The 25,661-nt window shown below is 72.3% G+C and carries 22 protein-coding genes; 17 read left to right on the top strand and 5 right to left on the bottom strand.

Annotated features, from left to right (window positions below):
* Positions 1–40: 40 nt before the first annotated feature.
* Positions 41–796, bottom strand: a complete 756-nt coding sequence (locus JYK17_RS34815) for an NAD-dependent epimerase/dehydratase family protein (RefSeq protein ID WP_108007547.1) — start codon at positions 794–796, stop codon at positions 41–43.
* Between the two features lie 34 nt (positions 797–830).
* Positions 831–1,895 carry a ketoacyl-ACP synthase III family protein gene (locus JYK17_RS34810; protein WP_108007546.1) on the bottom strand — a complete coding sequence of 355 codons (1,065 nt, stop codon included), beginning with the start codon at positions 1,893–1,895 and terminating at the stop codon, positions 831–833.
* A 375-nt stretch (positions 1,896–2,270) separates the two neighbouring features.
* Between JYK17_RS34810 and JYK17_RS34805 the strand changes: the two genes are divergently transcribed.
* From JYK17_RS34805 to JYK17_RS34770, 8 genes are all read left to right on the top strand, one after another.
* A complete protein-coding gene (locus JYK17_RS34805) occupies positions 2,271–3,443 on the top strand; it encodes a nucleotide disphospho-sugar-binding domain-containing protein (RefSeq protein WP_128802950.1) in 1,173 nt (390 codons plus the stop codon).
* Positions 3,444–3,486: 43 nt separating this feature from the next.
* Positions 3,487–4,419 carry an ABC transporter ATP-binding protein gene (locus JYK17_RS34800; RefSeq protein ID WP_164932242.1) on the top strand — a complete coding sequence of 311 codons (933 nt, stop codon included), beginning with the start codon at positions 3,487–3,489 and terminating at the stop codon, positions 4,417–4,419.
* Complete coding sequence (locus tag JYK17_RS34795; protein ID WP_108007543.1) at positions 4,416–5,129, top strand: ABC transporter permease; 714 nt, start codon at positions 4,416–4,418, stop codon at positions 5,127–5,129. The genes JYK17_RS34800 and JYK17_RS34795 overlap by 4 nt, the downstream gene beginning before the upstream one ends.
* Positions 5,130–5,312: 183 nt before the next feature.
* Positions 5,313–6,581 (top strand): nucleotide disphospho-sugar-binding domain-containing protein, encoded by a 1,269-nt coding sequence (locus tag JYK17_RS34790; protein ID WP_222811966.1) that lies wholly within the window; start codon positions 5,313–5,315, stop codon positions 6,579–6,581.
* Positions 6,582–6,642: 61 nt separating this feature from the next.
* Positions 6,643–7,809: a nucleotide disphospho-sugar-binding domain-containing protein gene (locus JYK17_RS34785; protein WP_222811965.1), complete on the top strand. Its 1,167-nt coding sequence runs from the start codon at positions 6,643–6,645 to the stop codon at positions 7,807–7,809.
* Positions 7,797–8,966, top strand: a complete 1,170-nt coding sequence (locus JYK17_RS34780) for a nucleotide disphospho-sugar-binding domain-containing protein (protein WP_222811964.1) — start codon at positions 7,797–7,799, stop codon at positions 8,964–8,966. The genes JYK17_RS34785 and JYK17_RS34780 overlap by 13 nt, the downstream gene beginning before the upstream one ends.
* Positions 8,963–10,642 carry an MFS transporter gene (locus tag JYK17_RS34775; protein WP_222811963.1) on the top strand — a complete coding sequence of 560 codons (1,680 nt, stop codon included), beginning with the start codon at positions 8,963–8,965 and terminating at the stop codon, positions 10,640–10,642. Before JYK17_RS34780 ends, JYK17_RS34775 begins: the two co-directional genes overlap by 4 nt.
* Positions 10,639–11,802, top strand: a complete 1,164-nt coding sequence (locus JYK17_RS34770; RefSeq protein WP_222811962.1) for a nucleotide disphospho-sugar-binding domain-containing protein — start codon at positions 10,639–10,641, stop codon at positions 11,800–11,802. The genes JYK17_RS34775 and JYK17_RS34770 overlap by 4 nt, the downstream gene beginning before the upstream one ends.
* 218 nt (positions 11,803–12,020) lie before the next feature.
* On the opposite strand, the gene JYK17_RS34765 is transcribed toward JYK17_RS34770, so the two are convergent.
* Positions 12,021–12,287, bottom strand: coding sequence for a phosphopantetheine-binding protein (locus tag JYK17_RS34765; protein WP_108007537.1), 267 nt, complete (start codon positions 12,285–12,287; stop codon positions 12,021–12,023).
* 12 nt (positions 12,288–12,299) lie between these two features.
* Positions 12,300–13,826, bottom strand: coding sequence for a class I adenylate-forming enzyme family protein (locus JYK17_RS34760; protein WP_128802947.1), 1,527 nt, complete (start codon positions 13,824–13,826; stop codon positions 12,300–12,302).
* A gap of 659 nt (positions 13,827–14,485) precedes the next feature.
* Between JYK17_RS34760 and JYK17_RS34755 the strand changes: the two genes are divergently transcribed.
* From JYK17_RS34755 to JYK17_RS34735, 5 genes are read left to right on the top strand one after another with little or no spacing between them, the layout of a single operon-like run.
* Positions 14,486–15,619, top strand: coding sequence for a MupA/Atu3671 family FMN-dependent luciferase-like monooxygenase (locus tag JYK17_RS34755; protein ID WP_128802946.1), 1,134 nt, complete (start codon positions 14,486–14,488; stop codon positions 15,617–15,619).
* A gap of 16 nt (positions 15,620–15,635) precedes the next feature.
* Positions 15,636–16,181, top strand: a complete 546-nt coding sequence (ssuE, locus tag JYK17_RS34750) for an NADPH-dependent FMN reductase (protein WP_128802945.1) — start codon at positions 15,636–15,638, stop codon at positions 16,179–16,181.
* A 59-nt stretch (positions 16,182–16,240) separates the two neighbouring features.
* A complete protein-coding gene (locus JYK17_RS34745; RefSeq protein WP_222811977.1) occupies positions 16,241–17,308 on the top strand; it encodes a glucose-1-phosphate thymidylyltransferase in 1,068 nt (355 codons plus the stop codon).
* Positions 17,305–18,315, top strand: coding sequence for a dTDP-glucose 4,6-dehydratase (rfbB, locus tag JYK17_RS34740; RefSeq protein ID WP_108007531.1), 1,011 nt, complete (start codon positions 17,305–17,307; stop codon positions 18,313–18,315). Before JYK17_RS34745 ends, rfbB begins: the two co-directional genes overlap by 4 nt.
* Positions 18,312–19,850, top strand: coding sequence for an FAD-dependent oxidoreductase (locus JYK17_RS34735; protein ID WP_222811961.1), 1,539 nt, complete (start codon positions 18,312–18,314; stop codon positions 19,848–19,850). Before rfbB ends, JYK17_RS34735 begins: the two co-directional genes overlap by 4 nt.
* A 92-nt stretch (positions 19,851–19,942) precedes the next feature.
* Here the strand turns inward: JYK17_RS34735 and JYK17_RS34730 are convergent, their stop codons facing one another.
* Positions 19,943–20,557, bottom strand: coding sequence for a dTDP-4-dehydrorhamnose 3,5-epimerase family protein (locus JYK17_RS34730; protein ID WP_108007529.1), 615 nt, complete (start codon positions 20,555–20,557; stop codon positions 19,943–19,945).
* A 142-nt stretch (positions 20,558–20,699) separates the two neighbouring features.
* Between JYK17_RS34730 and JYK17_RS34725 the strand changes: the two genes are divergently transcribed.
* The 4 genes from JYK17_RS34725 (at position 20,700) to JYK17_RS34710 (ending at position 25,568) form a co-directional block, all read left to right on the top strand.
* On the top strand, positions 20,700–21,716 hold the full coding sequence (locus tag JYK17_RS34725) for an NAD-dependent epimerase/dehydratase family protein (protein ID WP_108007528.1): 1,017 nt from the start codon (positions 20,700–20,702) through the stop codon (positions 21,714–21,716).
* Positions 21,709–23,010, top strand: a complete 1,302-nt coding sequence (gene rfbH, locus JYK17_RS34720; protein WP_108007527.1) for a lipopolysaccharide biosynthesis protein RfbH — start codon at positions 21,709–21,711, stop codon at positions 23,008–23,010. The genes JYK17_RS34725 and rfbH overlap by 8 nt, the downstream gene beginning before the upstream one ends.
* 106 nt (positions 23,011–23,116) lie before the next feature.
* Positions 23,117–24,598, top strand: coding sequence for an NDP-hexose 2,3-dehydratase family protein (locus tag JYK17_RS34715; protein WP_108007526.1), 1,482 nt, complete (start codon positions 23,117–23,119; stop codon positions 24,596–24,598).
* Positions 24,591–25,568 (top strand): Gfo/Idh/MocA family protein, encoded by a 978-nt coding sequence (locus tag JYK17_RS34710; RefSeq protein ID WP_128802943.1) that lies wholly within the window; start codon positions 24,591–24,593, stop codon positions 25,566–25,568. The genes JYK17_RS34715 and JYK17_RS34710 overlap by 8 nt, the downstream gene beginning before the upstream one ends.
* Positions 25,569–25,661: the final 93 nt, after the last annotated feature.

Genomic DNA, 25,661 nt, shown 5'->3' with positions numbered 1-25,661 from the left:
ATGCGGTGGTGACTGCGGGAACGACTGCTGGGGTGGGGAGTCAGACGGGCTGCTGCACATAGGCGTGCACGTATTTGTCGAGCACGGCCCGGTAGTAGTCGGGGCCGAAGCCGAGCCCGTACACGGTCGGTACGAGCCGGCAGAGCTTGGCGATGGAGACCGGCTGGGCACCGGACGCCTGGACGTAGGTCTTCTCGGCGCTGGTGCCCAGCAGTTGCTCCATGTGGTCGACGACGTCCTCGATGCCCGGGGCGTACCCGGAGGCCACGTTGACGACGTCGCGGGTACGGCCGTCCACGAGCAGGGTGTGCACGATCTTGACGACGTCCTCGACGTCGACGAGGTCGCGCCGGGCGCCGCGGTACACCGTGAGGCGTCCGCTGCTCAACTGCCGTACCAGTGAGGGGAGGAGCTGGTGGGGCGGCTGGTGGAAGCCGACCACGTGGGACAGCCTGAGGATCAGGTACTCCACGTCGGAGGACTTGACCACCGCCTCCAGGGAGAGCTTGTGACGGCCGTAGGGGGTGGCCGGGTAGACGGGCCCGTCCTCGCGGCCGGGCGAGCCGTCGGGCACGGAGTACATGCCGGCGGACGCGGTGGAGAAGAAGACCAGACGCTTGCCGTGCCGCTCGCAGTACCGCAGCGTCTCGTACAGCCGTACCGACTCGCGCGTGTACTGCTCGGGCCCGATGTCTCCGGCGGCCGAGACGCCGGCGGCGAGCACCACCGTGTCCGGGTGGTGGTCCGCGAGGGCCGCCAGATGTCCGGCCAGAAATCCCCTGCCGACTATCTCCATGGGGTGTGCCAACTCCTAGTGGTCGTATGGGGGTTCATGCCTCGGCGGATACGGCCCAGTCGGGCACCGCGAGGATCTCCAGGACGGCCGTGGTGATCGTGTAGCCGGCGCCGCCGCCGTAGAGCATCACGTGGTCGCCGGCGCTCAACGCGCCCGTGAGCAGCAGGTGTTCGAGCCCCGCGGTCCAGTCGCCGGCGCCGATGTGGCCGGTGCGGCGGGCGAAGTCCCAGGTGGTGACGGACTCGTCGACGCCGATCAGATGGTGGATCTGGAAGGGGCCCTTGATCCGGCCGGTCGAGGGGATCACCACCCGGGTGATGTCGCCGATGTCCAGTCCGGCCTCGTCGAGGACGGCCTGCTTGGCCTCGCCCATCACCTTGCCGAACCGGATGTTGGTCAACGTCTCGTCACTGACGGCCAGTTGGGCCTCGCCGCGCGCGGTCAGGTCGATCTGCCGCTCGGCGGCCCGGGAGACCGGCCCGAGCGGCTCGTCGCCGCGGGCCATCGGCTCCAGGCCGTTGTCGGCGACGGTGGTGGTGGCGACCAGGCGGGCGAAGCCGCCCTCGGCGGACAGTACGGTCGCGGTGGCGCCGTCGGCGTAGGCGTTGCCGTGCCGCAGGCGCCAGCGGTCGGCGCCGGGGCCGCCGAACCGGTCGGCGGTGGTGACCATGACCGCGCTGCCCGTGCCGTGGCCCACGCTCAGGTGGGCGGCGGCCAGTTCCAGGGAGCTGATGCCGATGTTGCAGCGCTGCTGCACGTCGAGGGCGGGCACCGCCCTGCCGACGGCGCGGCCCGCGATGTAGGAGGCCGCGGGCCAGATGTCCAGGCCCTGGTACCAGGTGCTGCCGTGCAGGAGCAGGGCGTACGCCGACTTGGCGAGCCCGGAGCGCTCGTGCGCGATGCGGGCCGCGGCGACCGCCATGTCCGGCGGCGCCGTCCACGTCTCGCCCTCGGCCTCCCGCGCGATCATCACGGACTCGTAGCCGAAGTCGTCGATCCACTCCTGCCCGCACTCCCCGGCCGCGACGGCCGCACTGACCGGCACGGGGTCGGGCAGCCGGGTGCCGACAGCGGCCACATAGATCTCTCTCCAGCGCATCCGCTACTCCTCCGGTTCGGCGGTCGGGGCCGTCAGGACTTCGGGCATGCGCCCAAGGTCGCGACCGGCTCTCGAAACGCGCTGGAGTCCGGCAGGGGAACGGGCGGAGGACGTCGGCTCGAGCGGCGCTCCAGCGCGCGTCAAGTGGCGCCCGAGCCGCGGTCGTCAGGCTGACTGCACAGCCCGAGGGCGGACCCTGCCCTTTGACCCCCCACCGAACATCCGGAGATCCGCCGTGCGCATCCCGCCGACCGCCCGCACGGGCGTACCCCGACCCCGGCCGCCGAGCCCCGCGTGTACCGCGGAGGTCCCGGCCCCCGCATCCCATGTCCCGCCCCTGCGCCGCGCGCGGGGGCTTCGCAGCGAGGAGGAGCCTTGCGTGTCCTGATGACGGCCCTGGTGCCCAGCCATCTGATGCCGATGGTCCCGCTGAGCTGGGCGCTGCGGGCGGCCGGGCACGAGGTGCTGGTCGCCGGCGACACCGAGCTGGTGCGCAGCGCGCGGGCCGCGGGCCTGGACGGGGCGCTGATCGGCGGCTCGGGGGCCACCCGGCAGCAGCAGACCCGGCCCGGTGCGGTCACGATGGTCGGCCGGGGCGCGCTGGAGCAGCGCGCGGAGTCGGAGTGGGCGGCGGTCGGGGCGCGCTGGCGCAACCGGCTGGGCGGCTATCTCGACGACTTCGTGGCGCTCGGCCGCGCCTGGCAGCCGGATCTGGTGGTCACCGACCCGGTGGAGTTCGGCGGGCTGATCGTGGCCGGGGCGCTCGGTGTGCCGGGTGTGGTCCACCGCTACGGCCCCGACGACATCACCGGACCGCTGCTGCACCAGGCGGTCGTCCAACTCCACGACCTGGCGAAGGAGTACGGCTCCGCGGGCGGCTTTCCCGCACCGGCACTCCTGGTCGACCCGAGCCCCCCGTCCCTGCTGCCGGAGGGCGAGGACGACCCGACGCTGCTCACCCGCTACATCCCCTACAGCGGCACCGCCGAACTGCCCGCCTGGGCCGTCGAGCGGCCCGAGCGGCCCCGGGTGCTGCTGTGCCTGGGCATGTGGCACGGGCGGCACATCGCCGAGACCGGCTCGCTGCCGCTGGGCTTCCGCCACGTCCTGGACGCCTGCGCCGAACTGGGCGCGGAGGCGGTGCTGCCGATCGACGCCGAGTACCACCCGCTGCTCGGCGAAGTGCCCGACGCCGTACGGGTGGTGGACCGCTTCCCGATCGGCCCGCTGCTGCGGCACACCGCGGTCACCGTGCACCACGGCGGCAGCGGCACCACCATGACCTCCTTCGTCGCCGGCGTACCCCAGCTGGTGCTGCCCGGCGACAAACCGTTCCTGAGGACCACGGCCCGCCTGGTCGAACGGTCCGGCGGCGGGATCAGCCTCGCCGACGAGGAACAGCAGCACGACCCGGAACTCGTCCGTCAGGCCCTGGCCGGGCTGCTGGGCGAGGAGCACCACCGCAAGGCCGCCCGCGCCGTCGGCGCGGAGATCGCCGGCCTGCCCGGCCCCACAGAACTGGTCCGCACCTTGGAAGGGCTGATCTGACATGCCTCCGCTCGTACAGGAAAGGGAACACGTGCCCTCCCCCATGGCACAGTCCGCAGGACCGCCCGCCGTGGCCTTCCGCGGCGTCGTCAAGCAGTACGGCAGCGTCCGCGCCGTCGACGGCGTCGACCTGACCATCGCGCGCGGCGAGTCGGTGGCCCTGCTCGGCCCCAACGGCGCCGGCAAGTCCACCACCATCGGCATCCTGCTCGGCCTGGTGCCGCCGGACGAGGGCACCGTCGAGGTGTTCGGCAAGCGGCCCGAACAGGCCATGCGCGCGGGCCACTTGGGCGCCATGCTGCAGGAGGGGAAGATGATCCCCCGGGTCACCGTGCGCGAGCTGGTCGGCTTCGTGCGGCAGACCTACCGCGACCCGCTGCCGCTGGCCGAGGTGCTGGACCTGGCGCAGCTCACCGGGATCGCCGGGCAGCGCGTGGACCGGCTCTCCGGCGGCCAGGCGCAGCGCGTGCGGTTCGCCCTGGCGCTGGCCGGCAACCCCGATCTCGTGGTGCTCGACGAGCCGACGGCCGCCCTCGACGTGGAGTCGCGGCGCGAGCTGTGGGCCGCCATGCAGCGCTACGCCGAGCGCGGCAACACCGTGCTGTTCTCCACGCACTACCTGGAGGAGGCCGACACCAGCGCGGACCGCGTGGTGGTGATCGCCGCCGGCAAGGTCGTCGCCGACGACACACCGGCCCGGATCAAGAACATGATCGAGGGCCGCACCGTCTCCTTCGTGCCGCGCGGCGCACAGGAGGGCTACGAGCTGCTGCCCGGCGTGACCGGGGTGCAGTTCCACGGCGGCCGGGTGCATCTGCGCACCACCGAGTCGGACCGGACCGTGCACGCTCTCGCCCGCGCCGACGCCTTCGACGACCTGGAGGTCTCCGGCGTCGGCCTGGAGGAGGCCTTCATCGCGCTCACCCACGGGGCGCGTCACCGTGAGACCGCCAACGCGGAGGGACAGGACCGATGATCGGCTACATCCGCCTGGAGATCCTGCGGCTGATCCGCAACGGCGGCTATCTGATGATGAGCCTCGTGATGCCGGTCGGCCTGTATCTGACGGTGGCCGGCGGCGGGCCCGACCAGGAGTCACTGGCCCGCTCGATGGTCGGCGCGGCCGCCTTCGGCGCGCTCGGCGTGGTCATCACCAACGGCACCGGCATCGCCGAGGACCGTGCGCTCGGCTGGCTGCGTCAGCTGCGGCTGACCCCGCTGTCGCCGGCCCAGGTCGTGGTGGCGCGCGGCGCGGTCGCCACCTGCCTGGGCATCATGCCGATCGTGGTGATCGGCCTGGTCGGCGCCCTGTACAAGGGGGTTCACCTCTCGGCGGGGACCTGGCTGGAGGTGTTCCTGCTGCTGTGGGTGGGGATCGCTCCGCTGGCGATGCTGGGGATCGGGATCGGGTATCTGTTCCCGGCCCAACTGGCGCAGATCGCGGGGACGTTGTCGTATCTGTCGCTGACGCTGCTGGGTGGGTTGATGTTGCCGGTCAGCAGTCTGCCCTCGTGGGCGCGGCCGCTGTCGAAGGAGACGCCGGTGTTCCGGTATGCGGAGCTGTCGTGGGACGCGACGAAGGGGGCTGCTTTTTCGGCGGGGGGGATCGCGGTGCTCGGGGTGTGGACCGTGCTGTTGGCTGCGTTTGCCGCGTATGCCTATCGGCGGGGTGGACGTCGGGCCTGATTTTTCGTAGGTGGTGCCGCGGCAGGTCGTTGGTCGACCGCCGCGGCATCGTGGCTTGTCGCGCAGTTCCCCGCGCCCCTGGAAGACGCGCTGCGTCTTCTTATGGGGCGCGAGTCGGATTCGAGTGGGTGACCGCACTCTTGGGCTGCCACTGACCGGAATCCGATGGAGTGAGGCACCTGGATGCGTGTGTTGTTCGTGGGTCACGGCCCGGCCCATGTTCCCTGGATCATCCCGCTCGCCTGGGCCGCGCGGCTCGCGGGACACGAGGTGCGGGTGGCGGTGCGGCCGCAGTGCGTGCCGTCGGTGACCCGGGCCGGCCTGGTGGCCGTGCCGATCGGCGACGAGGCCGCCGCCGGGGTCGCCGCCGCCCGCCAACTGGGGCTCGGTCCGGGCCGGTTGAAGCCCCGCAGCGAGGGCGTCGCCGCCCTCGACCCGGACCTCGGTGACGCCCTGATCGAGAAGATGATCGCCGTCGCCGACACCCTCACCGACGACCTGGTCGCCTTCGCCCGCTTCTGGCGCCCCGACATCGTGGTGCACGACACGGCCGCGGCGGCGGGCCAGGTGGCCGCCGCCGCCCTCGAGGTCCCGGCCGTGGGCCACACCTGGGGCGTGTCGCTCGGCGTGCACTGCGAGAGCGAGGCCGAGCTGCGGCCGTCGTACGCGCGGCTCTTCGAGCGCTTCGGCGTCGACCCGCTGATCGGCCCCTCCGTGTGGATCGACCCGTGCCCGCCCGGACTGCGCCCGCCGCACCCGGTGCGCCGGGCCGACATGCGCTACGTCCCCTACAGCGGCCCCGCCGTCCTGCCGGACTGGCTGCGCGAGGCACGGTCGTCCGAGCGTCCCCTGGTGTGTGTGACCGGCGGAGTCACCACGAGCGCGCTGGACCGGGTCCGCGACCAGGTGGTGGCGAGCCTGCGCGAGCTGGGCGCGGACGTGGTGCTGGCCGTCACCGGCGCCCAGGCGGCCGAAGCGGAGCGCCAACTCCCGTACGGCGTACGGCTGGTGCCGGACTTCCCGCTGGACGTGCTGCTCGCGCACTGCGACGCGCTGGTGCACCACGGCGGTGTCGGCAGCGGACTGCTCGCCGTCACGCACCGGCTGCCGCAGCTGCTGCTGCCGCAGAACGCCTTCCAGGAGCACTGGGCCCATCTGGTGCGCGCCTCCGGCGCCGGTGACGCGCTGGCCGCAGGGCAGGACGGGAGCGAGTCCACCGCGGACGTGTTCGACGCCGTACGGGATCTGCTGACCCGCCCCGGCTACCGCGAGCGCGCCGCCGCGCTCAAAAACGAGATCGACCGGATGCCGGCCCCCGCGCGGCTCGTGGGGTTCCTGGAGGAGTGCGTGCGCGCCGGGCACACCGAGGTGCCCGTCCCCGCCGCCGGTACGGACGGCTCGACCGGCGCGGCCCGGCCGGGCTCGAAACCGTCACTCCCGGACGCCGCGTGACGGCCCGTCAGCCCGCAGCGATTCGGTCCGCCGCACCCCCTTCCCAAGACGAGGAACCCTGATGCGCGTACTCATCCTGAGCTCTCCCGAGTCCACCCACTTCACCTGCATGGTGCCGCTGGCCTGGGCGCTGCGCGGCGCCGGGCACGAGGTGCTGGTCGCCGGGCAGCCCGACATCGTCCCCATGGCCCGCTCCGCGGGTCTGTCCACGGTCACCGTGGGCCGCCAGTTCTTCTGCAAGGACCTGCTGACCCCGCCGCTGCCGCCGGGCAAACGGCCGCTGGAGGTGGTCGGCCCGCTGACCCCGCAGATGACCGTCATCGGCTCCCGGGTGTGGGTGCTGCACTCGCGCTATCTCGCCCCGCGCTACCTGGAGTTGGCCCGGCAGTGGAAGCCCGACCTGGTGATCTCGGAGATCTTCGACTGGTCGGCGCTGATCGTGGGCGGCGCGCTGGGCATCCCGGTGGTCTCGCACCGCTGGGGCGTCGACCCGATGAGCCATCTGATGCGCGGCACCGCCGAGGACCTGCTGGCCGGTACCTGTGAACGCCTCGGCATCGAGGGCGGGTTGCCGCAGCCGGACCTGATTCTCGACCCGGCGCCGCCGCAGCTGCTGTGCCCGGGGACCCCGCCCGCCACCCCCATCCGGCACGTCCCCTTCAACGGCACCGGCGAGGTGCCCGAGTGGCTGCGCAGGCGCGGGGAGCGGCCGCGGGTCTGCGTGACGATGGGCCGCCAGACCATCGCGCTGGGCGGCCTGTCGATGTTCCGCGGCATCATCCGGGCCTTCGGGGACCTGCCGGAGGCCGAGGCGGTGATGACGGTGCAGGAGGAGTTCCTGGACCAGCTCGGCACCGTACCGCCCAACGTCCGGCTGATTCCGCCGACGCCGCTCGCCGGCTTCCTCGGCAAGACCGACGCCGTGGTCACCCACGGCGGCGCCAACACCCTGCTGACGGTGGCGAGTTTCGGCGTACGGCAGCTGATCCTGCCGCAGCTGGTGGACCAGTTCCAGGGCGGCGACCTGCTGACCGCCGCCGACGCCGGACTCACCCTCGGCACCGCCGAGGAGCAGAACGACCCGGCGTCCGTCGCCCGCGCGGTGCGCACCCTGCTCACCGAGGACCGGCTCGCCAAGGGGGCCGCCGAACTGGCCCGGACCATCGCCGACATGCCCAGCCCCGCCGCCGTCGTCCGTGACCTGGAGAACCTGCGATGCGCGTACTGATCATCAGCTCCCCCGTCGACACCCACTTCCTGCCGATGCTCCCGCTCGCCGATGCGCTGCTCGACGCCGGCCACGACGTGCTGGTCACCGGGCAGCCCGACGTCACCGGGCCCGCCCGGGACGCGGGCCTGCGCGCGGTGACGTACGGGGACCACTTCCACTATGCGGACCTGCTCGGCGGCCGGGGCCCGGACGGGCCGCGGCCGATCGAGACGGCCGGCCGTCCGCCGGCCCAGAAGATCCAGGCCGCGGCGCAGCTGTTCCGCAACCACACCGGCTACGTCCTGCCCGACTACGTGGATCTGGCGCGCGCGTGGGAGGCCGACCTGGTGGTCTCCGACCACATGGACTTCACCGCGCCGATCGTCGGCAAGGTGCTGGGCATCCCGAGCGTGCAGCACCGCTGGGGCGTCAACCCGACCGGCGAGCACATGCTGAAGCTGACCCTGATGTGGCTCGGCCCCATGTGTGAGCGGCTCGGTCTGAGTTCCGTGCCCCGGCCCACCCTGATCCTCGACCCGGCGCCGCCCGCGCTGCGCAGCGCCGAGGCGCCCGAGGGCCGCCCCGTGCGGCCCGTCCCGCACACCGGCGGCAACGCCCCGCGCCCGTTCGCCGCGGCGCCCGGCCGCCGGGTGGCGGTCACGCTCGGCGGGCACACCCTGGACCTGGGCGGACTGCCATTGCTGCGGCGCGTCGTCGCCGCGCTGGGGCGGACCGGTGGCGTGGAGGCGGTGGTGGGCGTCCCCGACCGGTTCCGTGCGGAGCTGGGCGCGGCCCCGGAGGGCGTCACGTTCGTCGCCGAGAGCGCGCCCGGCGTGCTCTTCCCGGGCAGCGACCTGGCGATCCACGACGGCGGTGCGGTCCCGCTGCTGGGGGCGGCCGCCCTGGGCGTGCCGCAGCTGGTGCTGCCGCAGGTCGGCGACGAGTTCGTGGCGGGCGACAAGGTCGCGGGCGCGGGCGCCGCGCTGAGCCTGGACTCGGCCGAGGAGCAGAACAGCGACGCCCGGCTGGAGGAGTCGATCGGCCGGCTGCTGGCCGAGCCCTCTTTCCGTACGGCCGCGGCAGCGCTGAGGGCACAGATCGACGCCATGCCCGAACCGGCCGAAGTGGTCGGTCTGCCGCACGAGTTGGCGTCCCGTCAGGAGGTGTCGGCGTGAGCGTGCCCGTCACCGAGAACCCGTCCGCCGACGACACCGCCGGTGCCGCCGTCGCGCAGGACGAGAAGAAGAACCCGTACGGCATGAGTGACATGCGCATCCTCGTCTTCATGGTGTGCGCCATGACCACGATGGTCCTGTCGCTGCTGGACGAGTCGATCGTCGCCTCGGCCGTGCTGCCGATCGTGCGCGACCTGGACCCGGCCCACGGCATCGACCGCTTCCCGTGGCTGATCACCGCCTATCTGCTGACCGCCACCGCGGCCCAGCCGCTGTACGGCAGGCTCAGCGACAGCTTCGGTCCGCGCCGGGTCTATCTGACCTCGCTCGCCACCTTCCTGGCGGGCTCGGCGCTGTGCGCGACCGCGGGCTCCCTGACCCAGCTGATCGTCTTCCGCGCCGTGCAGGGCCTGGGCGGCGGCGGTCTGATGAGCATGACCCTCATCGTCATCGCCACGCTGTACCCGCCCAAGTCCCGTGCCGGGCGGTCGAACGCGGGCGGTGCCCTCGTCGCGGCCGGCATGATCGCGGGCCCGATGATCGGCGGCCCGCTCAGCCAGGAGGTGTCCTGGCGGTGGATCTTCCTGGTGAACGTGCCGGTGGCGGCCCTGGCCCTCGCCGGTGTCACCTGGGCGCTCAAGCTGCCGCCCAAGCACACCCGGCAGAGCGTGGACGTGCTCGGCTCGGCGCTGCTGGCGGGCGCCACCTGCTCCCTGCTGCTGGCCGTCAAGGCCTACGACCACGGTGGCTACGGGCCGTGGATCGGCTGGGCGTACACCGCACTGGCGATGACCGCCTCCTTCGTCGTACGGCAGAAGAAGGCGGCCGACCCGCTGATCCCGGTGGCGCTCTTCCGTGACCGGGTGTTCCGCCCGGCCGCCGCCCTGCAGTTCATCGCCGGTTTCGCGCTGCTGGCGCTGCCCGTGTTCCTGATCAACTACCTGAACATCGTGCGGAGCGTGGACCTCGACACGGTCGGCCTGCATCTGATCCCGATGGCCCTCGGCGTGGTCGTGGTCTTCTTCGGCTGGGGCAACTGGATCTCCCGCACCGGCCGGTGCAAGCCGGTGCTGACGGTCACCACGGCGACGGCCGTCGTCGCCACCGCCGGGCTCGGTCTGTCGATCTCCGACCTGCCGATGTGGGAACTGGACGTGCTGCTGGTGCTGTTGGGCATCGGTCTCGGCGGCATCAGCCAGATCGCCCTGTTCATGAACCAGTCGGCGGCGGCGCCGGAACAGCTCGGGGTGGTCACCACCGCCTCCCGGTTCGCCACGATGCTGGGCACCACGATCGGCGGCGGCCTGCTCGGCGTGGTCCTCAGCGCCCGGTTCGCCTCCGCCGCCGACGGCCTCGGCGTCAGCAACCCGGAGGCGGCCGCGGCCCGCATCGCCGGGCTGCCCGCGGCCGGCCGGCACCGCGTCATGGACGCCTACGCCCAGGCCACCGGCGCCGTCCTGCTGACCGCGGCGGGCCTGCTGCTGCTCGCCCTGATCACCGCGCTGCTGATGCCGGACGTCGACCTGGAGAGCGCGGACGCGGCACACCGGGACGGCGCGGACGCGGCACACCGGGACGGCGCGGACGGCGCGGACGGCGCGGACGAGCAGCAGGAGACACCCGAACCGGCCGAACACGCCACCGTATCCACCGAGCGAGCCGAGGAGGCCGCGTGAGAGTCCTGATGCTGAGCACGCCCTTCCCCACCCACTTCACCCCGATGGTGCCGCTGGCGTGGGCGCTGAAGGGGGCGGGCCACGAGGTGACGGTGGCCGCGCAGCCCGACGTCACGGACGCGGCCCGCGCGGCGGGCATCACGGCCGTCGACATCGGCGACCGCTTCCACGGACTGGACGTCCTGCAGCGCCATCTGCCGCCGGGCGTACGGCCGTTGGAGCTGATGGGGCCGACCCCACCGGAGAAGATGGCGGGCGCGACCAAGCTGTGGGAGACCCACGCGCGCTATCTGCTGGGCTCCTACCTGGAGTTCGCCCGCGACTGGTGCCCCGACCTGGTCGTCTCCGAACAGATGGAGCTCACCGGTTCCGTCGTCGCCGCGGTGCTCGGAGTCCCGTCCGTCCAGCACCGCTGGGGCGTCGACCCGCTCAGCGGCCCCTCCCGCGCCTCCGCCCGTGACTTCCTGCACGGCGCGGTGACCCGGCTGGGCCTGACCGGGCTGCCCGACCCCGGCCTGCTGCTCGACCCGTGCCCGCCGGCGCTGCGCCACCCGAGCGCGGCGCCGGGCGTGCCCATCGGCTACGTCCCCTTCAACGGCGTCGGCACGGTGCCCGATTGGCTGCTGCGGTCCGCGCCCGAGGGAACGCGCCGCGTGGTCGTGTGCCTGGGCGGACAGACGCTCCAGCTCAACGGGACCGGGCTGTTCCGCAGCATCATCGCCGCCTTCGACGGGCTCGGGGACGTACAGGCGGTGGTCACCGCGGCGCCGGAGTTCCACGAAGGGTTCGGCCCGCTGCCCGCGAACGTGCGGGTGGTGGAGCCGTCGCCGCTCAACCTCTTCCTGCGCGACTGCGACGCGGTGGTGCATCACGGCGGCGCCAACACCACCATGACCGCCTGCTCGTTCGGACTGCCGCAGGTCGTACTGCCGCAGCTGGTGGACCAGTTCGCCTCCGCGGAGCTGCTCCGCGCGGCCGGGGCGGCGCTGTCGCTGACCGAGGCCGAGCCGCAGAACGACCCGGAGCGGGTGCGGGCGGTCCTCACCGAGGTGCTGGACGACGACCGGTACCGCAAGGGCGCGCGGGTGCTCGCCGACGACATGGCGCGGATGCCCTCTCCGGCCCGGGTCGTCGAGGACCTGGAGCTGCTCGCCGCATGACCTGACGCGGCGGTGGGCAAAGGGCTGGGCCCCGACCGGATGTTCCGGTCGGGGCCCAGTGCCGTGGCGGGAGGTTCAGCGGCGGTTCCTGAGGGCGGCGCCACCGAACTTGGCGATGAGGCAGGCGACGACGGTGACGCCGAGACCGATGCAGAGGTGGGCGATGTTCATGGCGTTTCTCCTTGGGGGGTTGGGTCGAACCGTGCGTGAGGGTGTGGTCAGTGGGCGGCGGCACGCTGGGCGCTGAGGACGCTCCACAGGGCCGCCGGGGTGGCGAAGGTCGCCGCGGTGAGGGTCTCCTCGGGGAACTCCACCTCGTAGGTGTCCTCCAGGCGGACCAGCAGCTCGATGGTGGCCATCGAGTCCAGGCCGGCCTCCTTGAGGTCGAGGGCGGGGTCGAGCGGGCCCGAGCCGGCCAGCCGCGGCAGCACGCCGACCAGCAGCTGCTCGAAGTCCGGGTCCGGGCGGGTCATGGCGGTGGTCATGTTCCGTACTCCTCAGTCGGGCCGGACCTGGCCGGCGTTCTGCTCGCGGCGCAGCCGCTGCTTGTCGGTCTTGCCGTTGGGGGTGAGCGGCAGCGCGTCCAGCAGATGGCAGGCGGCGGGGACCTTGGCGGCCTCCAGGCGCTCGGCCAGCTGGGCGAGGACCGCCGCGGGGGTCAGGTCGGTGACGGCGTAGAGCGTGAGGTCGTGGCCGTCGGCGGGGGCGAGCGCGGCGGCGGCCGCGACGCCGGGGATGTCCAGGGCGGCCGTCTCGATCTCGAGGGTGCCCATGCGCACCCCCTTGCGCTTGAACAGGTCGTCGCGGCGGCCCTCGAAGTAGAGGTGGCCGTCGGCGTCCAGATGGCCGTAGTCGCCGGTGTGCAGGGTGACTTCGCCGGTGACGGGGTCGGGGCGGAAGCGCAGGGCGGTCTGTTCGGGGGCGCGCCAGTAGCCGCGCATCATGTGCGGGCCACGTACGGCGATCTCGCCGACCGTGCCGGGCGGCAGCGGGCGGCCCTCGTCGTCGAGGACGAGCACCTCGGTGCCGTCCAGGGCGCGGCCGACCGAGCCGGGCTTTTCGAGGTCGCCGTCCGGTTCCAGGACGGTGATCCGCTTGCACTCGGTGGTGCCGAACATGGGTGACACCTGGGCCTGCGGGAAGCACTTGCGCAGCCGCGCGATGACGGGGGCGGTCAGGGCGGCCCCGGTGTTGGTGAACAGCCGCACCGGCGGCGGCTCGCGGCGGTCGCGCCGGGCCAGCGTCAGCAGCATCTCGGCGAGCGAGGGCACCAGCGGTACGACGGTCACGCCGTACTCGTGCAGAGCGCCCAACAGCCTTACGTGGCGGTCGGGTTCGGTCAGTACGAGCTGGGCGCCGGCGATCACCGAGAGGAAGATCTGGTAGAGGCCGTAGTCGAAGGAGAGCGGCACGGCGGCGAGGACGACGTCGTCCTCGCGGTACTTCAGCCGGGCCTGGATGGCGCGCGCCGCGAACACGATCGGCGCGTGCGGGCTCGCGACGGCCTTGGGGGCGGAGGTGGAGCCCGAGGTGTAGATCAGCAGTCCGAGGTCGTCGGGGTCCACGGCCACGTCCTCGTGCACCCCGCCCCCGAACTGCTGCTCGGCCCCGGCCCGCGCATGAGCGAGCGGCACGACGGGCCGATCCGTCAACTCCCGTAGCAGCTCGACGTCTTCGGCGCGCTGAGCGATCAGCATCACGGGCTCACAATCAGGAACCACGGTGCTGAGGTGGAAGCGCTTCATCGCCGGGTTGACCGGTACGAAGACGATGCCCCGGCGCAGCGCGCCGAAGAGCAGGGCGGTGAACTCGCGGACATTGCCCACCCGGGCCAGTACGCGGTCACCCCGGCCCACACCGCGAGCGGTGAACCAGTCGGCGTACGCCCTTGACCAGGCGTCGAGTTCGGCATACGTCCAGCTGCCCGCAACATCCCGCACCGCGGGCGCATCGGGCCGCGCGGCCACCGCCGCGGCAAGCAGGCCGTCGACGGTGTCGGCGGCCACCAGTGTCTGAGTCGTCATTCAGCAACCTCGCGGGGCGATCGGGTCCGTCGAAGCGGAAACAGGACCCACCCAGCGTGCCGCCGCAGACTTGAACACCAGTGGAGCCGCCCCCGCGGGGGCGGGGCCGAGAAACGTTCCGGGAGTGCCGCCAGGGCGAGAAGCGGGGCGGGGGCGAGCCGAGGCCATTCCGGGAGAACCGCCGACGGCGAGCAGCGCCACGGGGGCCACGCACCCAACGACAAAGCCGCACGCCCCAGACCGACAACCGCCACGGCGGGAAACCCCACGGGGCCCACCCGCACCCGCCAACGGCGACCTGCCCTCGCGGGGACCACCCGCACCCGCCGACGGCGAGAAGCCCCGCAGGGGCCACCCGCACCCGCCAACGACGAGAAGCCCCGCAGGGGCCACCCGCACCCGCCAACGGCAACCAGCCCCCCAAGGGGACCACCCGCACCCGCCGACGGCGAGAAGCCCCGCAGGGGCCACCCGCACCCGACGACGAAAGTGTCACGGGTGGTGCGGGTGGGAGCACAACCCGCCGAAGGCGAAGCCGAGGCGGCGGGCACCGCGAACCTCCCCAACCTGCCCGCGCTCAAGCCCCGTACGAGCACACCCCCCGATGGTGACCGCGAGCACAGCACACACCCCCCTCGCGCAGAAGGAGGCAGCACAGGATGAACGCGGACGCGGACACCCGCCAGTCCGACAGCCCACCCCCCGGAGGGCCCCCCGACTTCGGCGTCTTCTTCTTCGCCGCGGTCGGTGACCGCTCCGAGGAGACGTACCAACTCATGCTGGACGCGGCACGCCGCGCCGACGCCCTCGGCTTCGGCTTCGTCTCGACGCCCGAACGCCACTTCCACCGCTTCGGCGGCGCCTTCCCCAACCCGGCCGTCACCTCAGCCGCCGTAGCCGCCGTCACCCGCCGCATCCAGATCCGGGCCGGCAGCGTGGTCACCCCACTGCACCCGGCCTCCCGCATCGTCGAGGACTTCGCCGTCGTGGACGGCATCTCCGGCGGCCGCGCGGCGATCTCGGTGGGCTCGGGCTGGAACGTCAACGACTTCGTGATCGCCCCCGACAAGTACGAGACCCGACGCGAGCAGATGGCCAAGGACGTGGCGGACATCCGCGAGGCATGGCGCACCGGCCGCTGGACCGGGCCCACCCCGCTCGGCACCGAGGCCACGCTGCCGCTGTACCCCCGCCCGGTGCAGCCCGAGCTGCCGGTGTGGGTGACCGCCTCCCGCAGCGAGGGCACCTTCGTCGAGGCGGGCCGGATGGGCTGCAACATCCTCACCCACCTGGAGAACCAGGACACCGACTCGCTCGCGGGCAAGATCGCGCTGTACCGCGCCGCCCGCGCCGAGTCCGGCCAGGACGGCCCCGGCACAGTCACCGTGATGATGCACACCTACGTCGCCGAGGACCCGGAGACCGCCCGCACCGTCGGCGGCGGCGCCCTGCGCGACTACCTGCTGTCCGCCATCGACCTGGAGGCCGGCGCCGTACAGGCCGGCGGCCGGATGAGCGGCAACAAGGAGGGCCGGGACGTACTGTCCGCGGCCCGCGCCCAGCGCAAGCTGGCCGACCTCGGCGTCAACCGCTATCTGTCCGGCAACTCCCTGATCGGCTCGGTCGAGGAGTGCGCCCGCACGGCCCGCCGGGTGCGCGCGGCCGGGGTCGACGAGATCGCGTGCCTGGTCGACTTCGTCCGCGACCCCGCCCAGGTGCTCGCCTCCCTCGAACTGCTCGACGCCGTACGCCGTGACACCGCGCGGGCCGACGAGCCCGTAGCGGCCCGCTGACCCAGGAGGTCGCCCCATGCCGACGATCCTCGCCGTCTCCGGCAGCCCGTCGCCGGTCTCGCTCACCCACCGGGTGCTCACCCGCGCCGCCGAACGGCTCGGCGGGCGCGGCCACTTGGTCGACGTGCTGGCCGTACGTGCCCTGCCGTCCGGCCCGTTGCTCGCCGCCGACACCGCGCACGCCGAAATCGACTCCGCCGTACGGCAGTTCACCCAGGCCGACGCGGTGGTGCTGGCGACCCCGGTCTACAAGGCCGGGTACTCGGGCCTGCTGAAGACCTTCCTGGACCTGCTCCCGCAGTTCGCCCTCGACGGCAAGGTCGTCCTGCCGCTGGCCACCGGCGGCTCGCTCGCCCATGTGCTCGCGCTCGACTACGGGCTGCGCCCGGTGCTGATGTCGATGAAGCCGGCCGCCGTGGCCGAGAGCCTCTTCGTGCACGCCGAACAGGCCGAGGCCGACACCGCGAGAGCCCAACTCGACGCCGCCACCGACCGGTTCGCCGAACTGGTGGAGGCCCTGCACCGGCCCACCCGCCGCCATCTGACACCGGCGGCAGCCTGACCCACCACATCACCCACCGCCCCATGACTGTCACACCGAACTCCCCGGAAGAGGCCCCCATGAAGGCTCTAGTGCTGGCCGGCGGGACGGGATCGCGGCTGCGCCCGTTCAGCTACTCCATGCCCAAGCAGCTCATCCCGATCGCCAACAAGCCGGTCCTGGAACACGTCCTCGACAACATCCGGGACATCGGCGTCACCGAGATCGGCATCATCGTCGGCAACCACGCGACGGAGATCGCCGACGCCCTCGGCGACGGCTCCCGCCTCGGCGTCGCGATCACCTACATCCCGCAGGAGCGCCCGGCCGGCCTCGCGCAGACCGTGCAGCTGGCCCGCGGCTTCCTCGCCGACGACGACTTCGTGATGTACCTCGGCGACAACATGCTGCCGGAGGGCATCCAGGAGGCGGCCGCCGAGTTCCGTGCCCTGCAGCCCGCCGCCCAGGTGCTGGTCGCGCAGGTGGAGGACCCGCGGGCGTTCGGGGTCGCCGAGGTGGACACGCACGGCGTGGTGGAACGCCTGGTGGAGAAGCCGCCGGTGCCGCGCTCCAACCTGGCCCTGATCGGCGTGTACTTCTTCACCCCGGCGATCCACGAGGCCGTCGACTCGATCGAGCCGAGCGCCCGCGGCGAACTGGAGATCACCGACGCCATCCAGTGGCTGGTCACCGCCGGGCGGACGGTACGGGCCCAGGAGTACGCCGGGTACTGGAAGGACACCGGCAAGGTCGAGGACGTCCTGGAGTGCAACCGGATGCTGCTGGACGCCGTGGCGCGCAGCGTCGAGGGCGAGGTCGACGAGGACTCGGTGCTGATCGGCCCGGTCGTCGTCGAGCCCGGCGCCCGTATCGTCAACTCCTTCGTGGTGGGCCCCGTGGTGATCGGCGCGGGCACCGTCCTGGAGGACAGTCACGTCGGTCCGTACACCTCGATCGGCCGGGACTGTGTCCTGACCGACGCCCATCTGGACCGCTCCATCGCCCTGGACGGGTCGACCGTCTCCGGAGTGCGCGGCCTGCGCGGCTCGCTGCTCGGCCGGTCCGCCGCCGTCACGGGCGCCCAGCTCGAAGAGCGCCACCACCGCCTGGTGGTCGGCGACCACACCCGCGTGGAGGTCGCGGCATGAGCAAGAAGATCCTGGTCACCGGCGGTGCGGGCTTCATCGGCTCGCACTACGTCCGCACGCTTCTGCAGGGCGGGTACGAGGGCTACGAGGACGCCGAGGTCACCGTCCTCGACAAGCTCACCTACGCCGGCAACCGCGACAACCTGCCGGCCGAGCACCCCCGGCTCACCTTCGTGCGCGGGGACATAGGCGACCTGCCGCTGCTCCTGGAGCTCTTCCCCGGGCACGACGCGGTGGTGCACTTCGCCGCCGAGTCGCACGTGGACCGCTCCCTGGAGTCCGCCGCGGAGTTCGTGACGACCAACGTCGGCGGCACCCAGAACGTCATGGAGGCCGCCCTGCGCTCGGGCGTCGAGCGGGTCGTGCACGTCTCCACCGACGAGGTCTACGGCACCATCGACGAGGGCTCCTGGACGGAGGAGTGGCCGCTGCTGCCCAACTCCCCCTACGCCGCGTCCAAGGCGGGCTCCGACCTGATCGCCCGCGCCTACTGGCGCACCCACGGCCTGAACGTGTCCATCACCCGCTGCTCCAACAACTACGGCCCCTACCAGCACCCCGAGAAGCTCATCCCGCGCTTCGTCACCAACCTGCTGGAGGGCGAGACGGTCCCGCTGTACGGCGAGGGCGCCAACATCCGTGAGTGGCTGCACGTCGACGACCACTGCCGGGCCATCCAACTGGTGCTCACCCGCGGCCGGGCCGGCGAGGTCTACAACGTCGGCGGCGGCAACGAGCAGACCAACCGCCAGATCACCGAGCGGCTGCTCGAACTGACCGGCAACGACTGGTCGAAGGTGGTCCGGGTCGCCGACCGCAAGGGCCACGACCTGCGCTACTCGCTCGACGAGTCCAAGATCCAGCGGGAGTTGGGCTACGCGCCGCGCACCTCCTTCGAGGAGGGCCTCGCCGCCACCGTCGCCTGGTACCGCGACAACCCGGGCTGGTGGAAGCCGGTCAAGCACGGCACCGAGGACAAGCACGGCACCGAGGAGGAGGGCAAGTGACCACGTCCGCCCCTCAGGTACTGGTCGTGGGCGCCGGGCCCGTCGGGCTCAGCGCCGCCCACGAGCTGGCCCGGCACGGTGTCCGGGTCAGGCTGGTGGACGCGGCGGACGGCCCGGCCACCACCAGCAGGGCGCTGGCCACGCACGCCCGCACCCTGGAGACGTACGACCAGATGGGCGTGCTGGACGAGCTGCTCTCCCGCGGCCAGCGCGTCGAGCACTTCACGCTGCACCAGAACGGCCGCCGGCTGATCCGCTTCGACACGGACTACAGCCGGCTGCCCACCCGCTTCCCCTTCACCCTCATGGTCGACCAGGTGATCACCGAGGAGGTGCTGCGCGACGCCGCGGCCCGGCTCGGGGTCACCGTCGAGTGGGGCGTACGGCTCGACGGCTTCGAGGACCTCGGCGAGGACGGCGTACGCGCGCGGCTGACCGGACCCGGCGGCCGCACCGAGACGGTCGCCGCCGACTGGCTGGTCGGTGCCGACGGCGGACACAGCACCATCCGCAAGCAGCTCGGTCTGAAGCTGGCGGGCGAGTCCAGCGAGACCTGGCTGATCGCGGACGCGGTCGTCGACTGCGACCTGCCCAAGGACAGCATCCACTGGATGCGCACCCCGCGCGGCACGGTGATGATGGTGCCGTTCCCCGACGAGGGCAAGTGGCGGCTGCTGGACACCGCGGAGACGTCCTACGGCGGCGACGACCGCATGGTCGCCGAGCGCTTCGCCGCGAAGATAACGGCGGGCACCGGCAAGCCCGCGCAGGTCGAACTGCCTTCCTGGGTCTCGGTGTTCACCATTCAGCAGCGGATGATCCCGAGCATGCGCCAGGGCCGGGTGCTGCTCGCGGGCGACGCCGCCCATGTGCACAGCCCGGCGTCCGGGCAGGGCATGAACACCGGCGTCCAGGACGCGGTGAACCTGTCCTGGAAGCTGGCCGCCGTGCTGCGCGGCGAGGCCGACGACACGCTTCTGGACTCCTACAGCGCCGAACGGGTCCCGGTCGGGGCGGAGTTGCTGCGCACCACCAGGATGGCCACGCTGCTGGTGCAGCTGCGCAGCCGCAAGGCGGCGGCGTTCCTGCGCACCGCGTTCACGGTGCTGCGCAACCTGCCGCCCCTCAAGGGCCGTATCCAGCGCAAGATCATGGGCGGCATGTCGGCACTCGGCCTCGGCTACGGCGAGAGCCCCCTCACCGTCGCCGCCTCCGCCCCGGGCATCCGCCCCGGCGAACGCCTCGCCCGGGTCGACGCCGCGGGTGCCGCCTCGGCGCAGTGGCGGACGGTACTGGACGAACTGCGCCGCCCGGACTGGCTGTTGCTGAGCAACGGCGCCACGCACCACCGTTCGCTGCGCACCGTCCGTATCACCGATGCCTCGGTCGCCGCCGACCTCGGTCTGCGCGACGGCGACTGGCTGCTGGTCCGCCCGGACGGCTATGTGGCCGCCCGCGGCGACGCCGGCCAGTCCCCGCGCGCGGCCCTGCAGTCGCTCGGCATCCGGGTCAGGGAAACGGCTGAACTGGCCTGATCCGCAAGGGACTCAAGACGAAGGCCCGTACCGATTCCCCGAAGGGAGTCGCTACGGGCCTTCGCCGTCGGCCCACGGGGGCCGGGGCTCGGTCAGGCGGGCGTGCGCACGGCGGCTGCGTAGAACTCCTGGCACTGCTCGTAGGACGGCAGCAGACCCCGCTCGGTGGCCTCGGCGACGGTGATCGCGTTCGCGTCCTTCTCGGACAGTAGCGGGTCCCCGGTCAGCCACTTGGACCAGGGCAGCCCCAACTCCGGGTCGAAGGCGCGCAGATCGAGCTGGGTGCCCGGGACGTACTCGGTGGAGCAGAGATAGCTGATGCAGGTGTCGTCGGTGAGCGCGACGAAGCCGTGCGCGAGCCCCTCGGCGACGTACACCCCCCGGCCGCTGCGCGCGTCCAGCACCGTGCAGTCGTGCCGGCCGAACGTGGGCGAGCCGACCCGCACGTCCACCACGACGTCCAGCACGACCCCGCGCACACAACTGACCAGCTTCGCCTGCCCCGGTGGGATCGACACCCCGTGCAGTCCGCGGACGGTGTTGCGGGAGGAGACCGAGTAGTTGACCTGGCGGGGCAGGAACGAATGACCCGTCTCGGCCGCGAGAACGTCGTATCTGTACGACTCGTGGAAACTGCCGCGCTCGTCCGGCAGCAGCCTCGGGGTGATCCGGTACGCGTCCGGTACGGCCGTCTCTTCGATCCTCATGCCTCGGGACCGTAGGGGGGAGGACTCGATTCCCGGTAGCGCGCAAACATCCCTGGTGACCGGGAAAAAGCCTGATCCAGCCGCGCCCTAGCGGCAGCCGTCACAGTGCCCCCACACCGAACGAGTTGAGGGGCGAGATACGTTGGCGGCGATCGGACGAAGAGCTGAGGGCGGGCGCGCGGTACTCGTACTGGGCGCGTCGGGCTTCGTGGGCGGTCATGTCTGCCGCGCCTTCGCGGCGGCCGGGTGGCGGGTGGCGGGGGTGGCCCGGAGCACGCCGGACACCCCTGCCGCGTACGCCATCCACGGACTCGACCTGGCGCGGGCCGCCCCGGAGCAGATCACGGCGCTGGTGCGCGGTCACGGCGCGGACGTGGTGGTGAACGCGGCCGGAGCGGTGTGGGGCGCCACCGAGGCCGAGATGGACCTGAGCAACCGGGATCTGGTGCGGCGGCTGGTGGCGGCGCGGCCGCCGCGGCTGATCCAGCTGGGCTCGGTGCACGAGTACGGACCCGTCCCGCGGGCCGGCATCACCGAGGCCGGCCCGACTGCCCCCGTCACCCCCTACGGTCGCTCCAAACTGGCGGGCGCGCGGGCCCTGTTGGACTCCGGCACCGAGGGCCTGGTGCTGCGCGTGTCGAACGTGTCGGGCCCCGGCACCTCCCCGCTGAGCCTGCTCGGCATGGTCGCCGCGCACCTCGCGAGGGACTCCGGCGAGCCGCTGCGCCTGGCCCCGCTGCTCGCCCACCGCGACTTCGTGGACGTACGCGACGTGGCGGACGCGGTGCTGGCCGCAGCCTCCTCGAAGGCGACCGGACGGGCCGTCAACATCGGTGGCGGGCACGCGACTTCGGTACGGGAGGTGGTGGCCCGGCTGGTCGCCCTGGCGGGCCGGGACACCCGGATCGTGGAGACTCCGGTGGCGGGCGCGCGCCCGCCGGAGGCCGAGTGGCAGCGCCTCGACATCACCCTGGCCGACCGGCTGCTGGGCTGGCGTCCGCGCATCTCGCTGGACGAGTCGCTGCGCGACCTGCTGGCCGAGGCGCACTGCCATTCGCCATCCAGTGCCGTTCGAGCGGGGACGCCGACGATGTCGGCGACGGGTCATCACCAGCGGCCGCGGGCCGGACTCACCCATGGAGGCAGGAAGTATGAGTGACACCAAGTCACAGATCCTGGAGCAGGTTCGCGACTACCACCTGGAGAAGGAGCCGTCGCGCACGTTCGTCCCCGGCGTCGACGAGATATGGCCCTCCGGCGCGGTCCTCGGCCCCGAGGACCGGGTGGCCCTGGTCGAGGCGGCCCTCGACATGAAGATCGCGGCGGGCACCCACTCCCGCCGCTTCGAGTCGCGGTTCGCCCGCTACATGAAGCGCCGCAAGGCCCACCTGGTGAACTCCGGTTCGTCGGCGAACCTGCTCGCCCTGTCCGCGCTCACCTCCCCGCACCTGGAGGACCGCAGGCTCAAGCCGGGCGACGAGGTCGTCACCGTCGCCGCCGGTTTCCCCACCACCGTCAACCCGATCATCCAGAACGGCCTGGTCCCGGTCTTCGTCGACGTCGAGCTGAAGACGTACAACACCACCGCGGAACGCATCAAGTCCGCGATCGGCCCCAAGACCCGCGCCATCATGATCGCCCACGCACTCGGCAACCCCTTCGAGGTCGCCGAGGTGGCGCAGATCGCCGAGGAGAACGACCTCTTCCTGATCGAGGACAACTGCGACGCGGTCGGCTCCCTCTACGGCGGCCGACTGACCGGCACCTTCGGCGACTTGACGACCGTCAGCTTCTACCCCGCGCACCACCTCACGATGGGTGAGGGCGGCTGCGTGCTCACCGCGAACCTCGCGCTCGCCCGGATCGTCGAGTCGATGCGGGACTGGGGCCGCGACTGCTGGTGCGAGCCGGGCGAGAACAACCGCTGCTTCAAGCGGTTCGAGTACCAGCTGGGCACCCTGCCCCAGGGCTACGACCACAAGTACATCTACTCGCACGTCGGTTACAACCTGAAGGCCACCGACCTGCAGGCCGCGCTCGGCCTGACCCAGCTGGACAAGGTCGACGAGTTCACCGCGGCCCGCCGGCACAACTGGTCCCGGCTGCGCGAGGGCCTGGACGGCGCGCCGCACCTGATCCTGCCGGAGGCGACGCTGGGCAGCGAGCCCAGCTGGTTCGGCTTCGTGATCACGGTCGCGCCCGAAGCCCCGTTCACCCGCAAGGAGCTGGTGGACCACCTGGAGAAGCACAAGATCGGCACCCGCAACCTGTTCGCCGGCAACCTGACCCGCCAGCCCGCCTACCAGGACGTGCCGCACCGCATCGTCGGCGACCTCACCAACTCCGACGTCATCACCGAGCAGACCTTCTGGATCGGCGTCTACCCCGGCCTGACCGACGAGATGACCGACTACATGATCGCCACGATCCGCGAGTTCGTCGCGGGCCGGTGACGCCCCGGGGCCGTCTGTGCGCCCCCCCCCCCCAATCGCATGGGCCCGAACGCCCCTGAGCCCGAACGCCCCTGAGCCCGAACGCCCTGACAAGGAGAGACCGCACATGTCGTCGACACTCACGGAGTTGACGCGTCCGCAGCCCACGGTCCAGCCCCGCGAACCGGTCTCGGTGGCCGACCGGATCGCGGCGTCCGCGGCGGCCACGGCCGGACGGATGACCACCGACGCGTTCCACGACTGGTTCGCCGCACGCGGCAGGGCGGGCCGGTTCAGCGTCGAACGCATCCCGTTCTCGAAGCTGCGCGGCTGGTCCTTCGAGCCCGGCACCGGCAACCTGGTGCACGCCAGCGGCCGCTTCTTCAGCGTGGAGGGCCTGCACGTCACCACCGACCAGGGCCCGCACCTGGAGTGGTACCAGCCCATCATCAAGCAGCCCGAGGTGGGCATCCTCGGCATCCTGGTCAAGGAGTTCGACGGCGTCCTGCACTTCCTGATGCAGGCCAAGATGGAGCCGGGCAACCGCAATCTGCTCCAGCTCTCGCCCACCGTCCAGGCCACCCGCAGCAACTACACCAAGGTCCACAAGGGCACGGACGTCAAGTACATCCAGTACTTCACCGGTCCCGGCCGCGGCCGCATCCTCGCCGACGTGCTGCAGTCCGAGCACGGTTCGTGGTTCTTCCACAAGAGCAACCGCAACATGATCGTCGAGGTGGACGAGGACGTCCCGCTCGACGAGGACTTCTGCTGGCTCACCCTCGGCCAGATCAACGAGCTCATGCACCAGGACAACCTGGTCAACATGGACTCGCGCACGGTCCTGGCCTGCCTTCCGGCGCACCGCCCCCAACTCCCCTCCCCCGACGAGTTCCTGAGCGCGCTGGGCCGCTCCCGCGACCCGGAGGCCGGCGCGCTGCTGACCGACGTGGACCTGCTGTCCTGGTTCACCGCCGAACGCTCCCGCTACGACGTGCGCGCCGAGCGCATCCCGCTGTCCGAGGTGCCCGGCTGGACCCGGGACGAGGCCCGCATCGGCAGCGACGACGACCGCTGGTTCAACGTCGTCGCGGTCGAGGTGCAGGCCGGCAACCGCGAGGTCTCCGGCTGGACCCAGCCGCTGATCGAGCCGTGCAGCCGGGGCGTCGCCGCCTTCGTCGTGCGCTCCTTCGGCGGCGTGCTGCATGTGCTGGCCAACGCCAAGGTCGAGGGCGGCTTCCTGGACACCGTGGAACTCGCGCCGACCGTGCAGGCCTCCCCGGACAACTTCGCCGGCCTGTCCGTCGACCCGCCCTTCCTGGACGAGGTGCTGTCCGCCGGCCCCGACCGCGTCCGCTACGACGCCATCCACTCCGAGGAGGGCGGCCGCTTCCTCTACGCCGAGAACCGCTATCTGATCGTCGAGGCCGACGAGGCCGAGGCCCCGCTGCTGCCCCCGGCCGGCTTCCAGTGGGTCACGGTCAGCCAGCTCTCGGAGCTGGTCAAACACGGCCACTACGTGAATGTGCAGGCCAGAACCCTGCTGGCGTGCCTGAACGCCATGAGCGCCTACACCTACGACTTCATGGGAACCCGAGCACATGACTGAACGTCCGCTGCGCGTCGCCGTCCTCGGCACCGCGGACATCGCCCGCCGCCGCGTCCTGCCCGCCATGGCCGAGGACCCGGACGTCGAGCTGACCGCGGTGGCCAGCCGGAGCGGCGCACGCGCACGGCAACTGGCGGGCCGCTACGGCTGCGCGGCCGTCGAGTCGTACGACGCCGTGCTCGACCGGGACGACGTGGACGCCGTCTACGTCCCGTTGCCCGTCTCCCTGCACGCCGAGTGGGCCCGCAGCGCACTGGCGGCAGGCAAGCACGTCCTGGCGGAGAAACCGCTGACCGCGCACGCCCACACCACCGCCGAACTCCTGGACCTGGCCCGCTCCTCGGGCCTGGCCCTGATGGAGAACGTGATGTTCGTCCATCATCCGCAGCACTCGGTGGTACGGGAGCTGGTGGCGGGCGGCGCGATCGGCGAACTGCGTTCGTTCACCGCGGTGTTCGCCGTCCCGCCGCTGCCCGCGGACAACATCCGCCACCGCCCCGAACTGGGCGGCGGCGCCCTGCTCGACATCGGCTACTACCCGGTGCGGGCCGCCCTGTACTTCCTGGGCACCGGCCTCGACGTGGTCGGCGCGGCCCTGGAGCACTCGGACGGCTCGGCGGTGGAGACCTCGGGCGCCGTGCTCGTACGGTCCCCCGACGGCGTGCTCGGACAGCTCGCGTTCGGGATGGAGCACGCCTACCGCTCGGCGTACGAACTGTGGGGCAGCGAGGGCCGCATCCGCGTCGAGTCCGCGTTCACCCCGCCCGCCGACCACAAGCCGACGGTGTGGGTCGCCGACGCGAGCGGCCCCCGCGAACTGACCCTCGCACCGCACGACCAGGTGGCCGCCACCGTGCGGGCCTTCGTACAAGCGGCCCGCTCCGGCGGCACCGACCCGCGCACGGCGGCCGAGTGCCTGGAACAGGCCCGGCTGCTGGACGCCGTACGCGCCCGGGGGGCGGCCCGATGATCCTCGGAGGGACGACAGAGCAATGAGTACGACTGTGACCACCGCAGGCCGGGTCGCCGAGCTGCACGAGATCCGTGCCCGGGCGCTGGCCGG

The organism is Streptomyces plumbidurans (assembly GCF_019857225.1).
In the GTDB taxonomy this organism is placed as follows: domain Bacteria; phylum Actinomycetota; class Actinomycetes; order Streptomycetales; family Streptomycetaceae; genus Streptomyces; species Streptomyces plumbidurans.
This window is presented reverse-complemented; position numbering and strand designations above follow the sequence as displayed.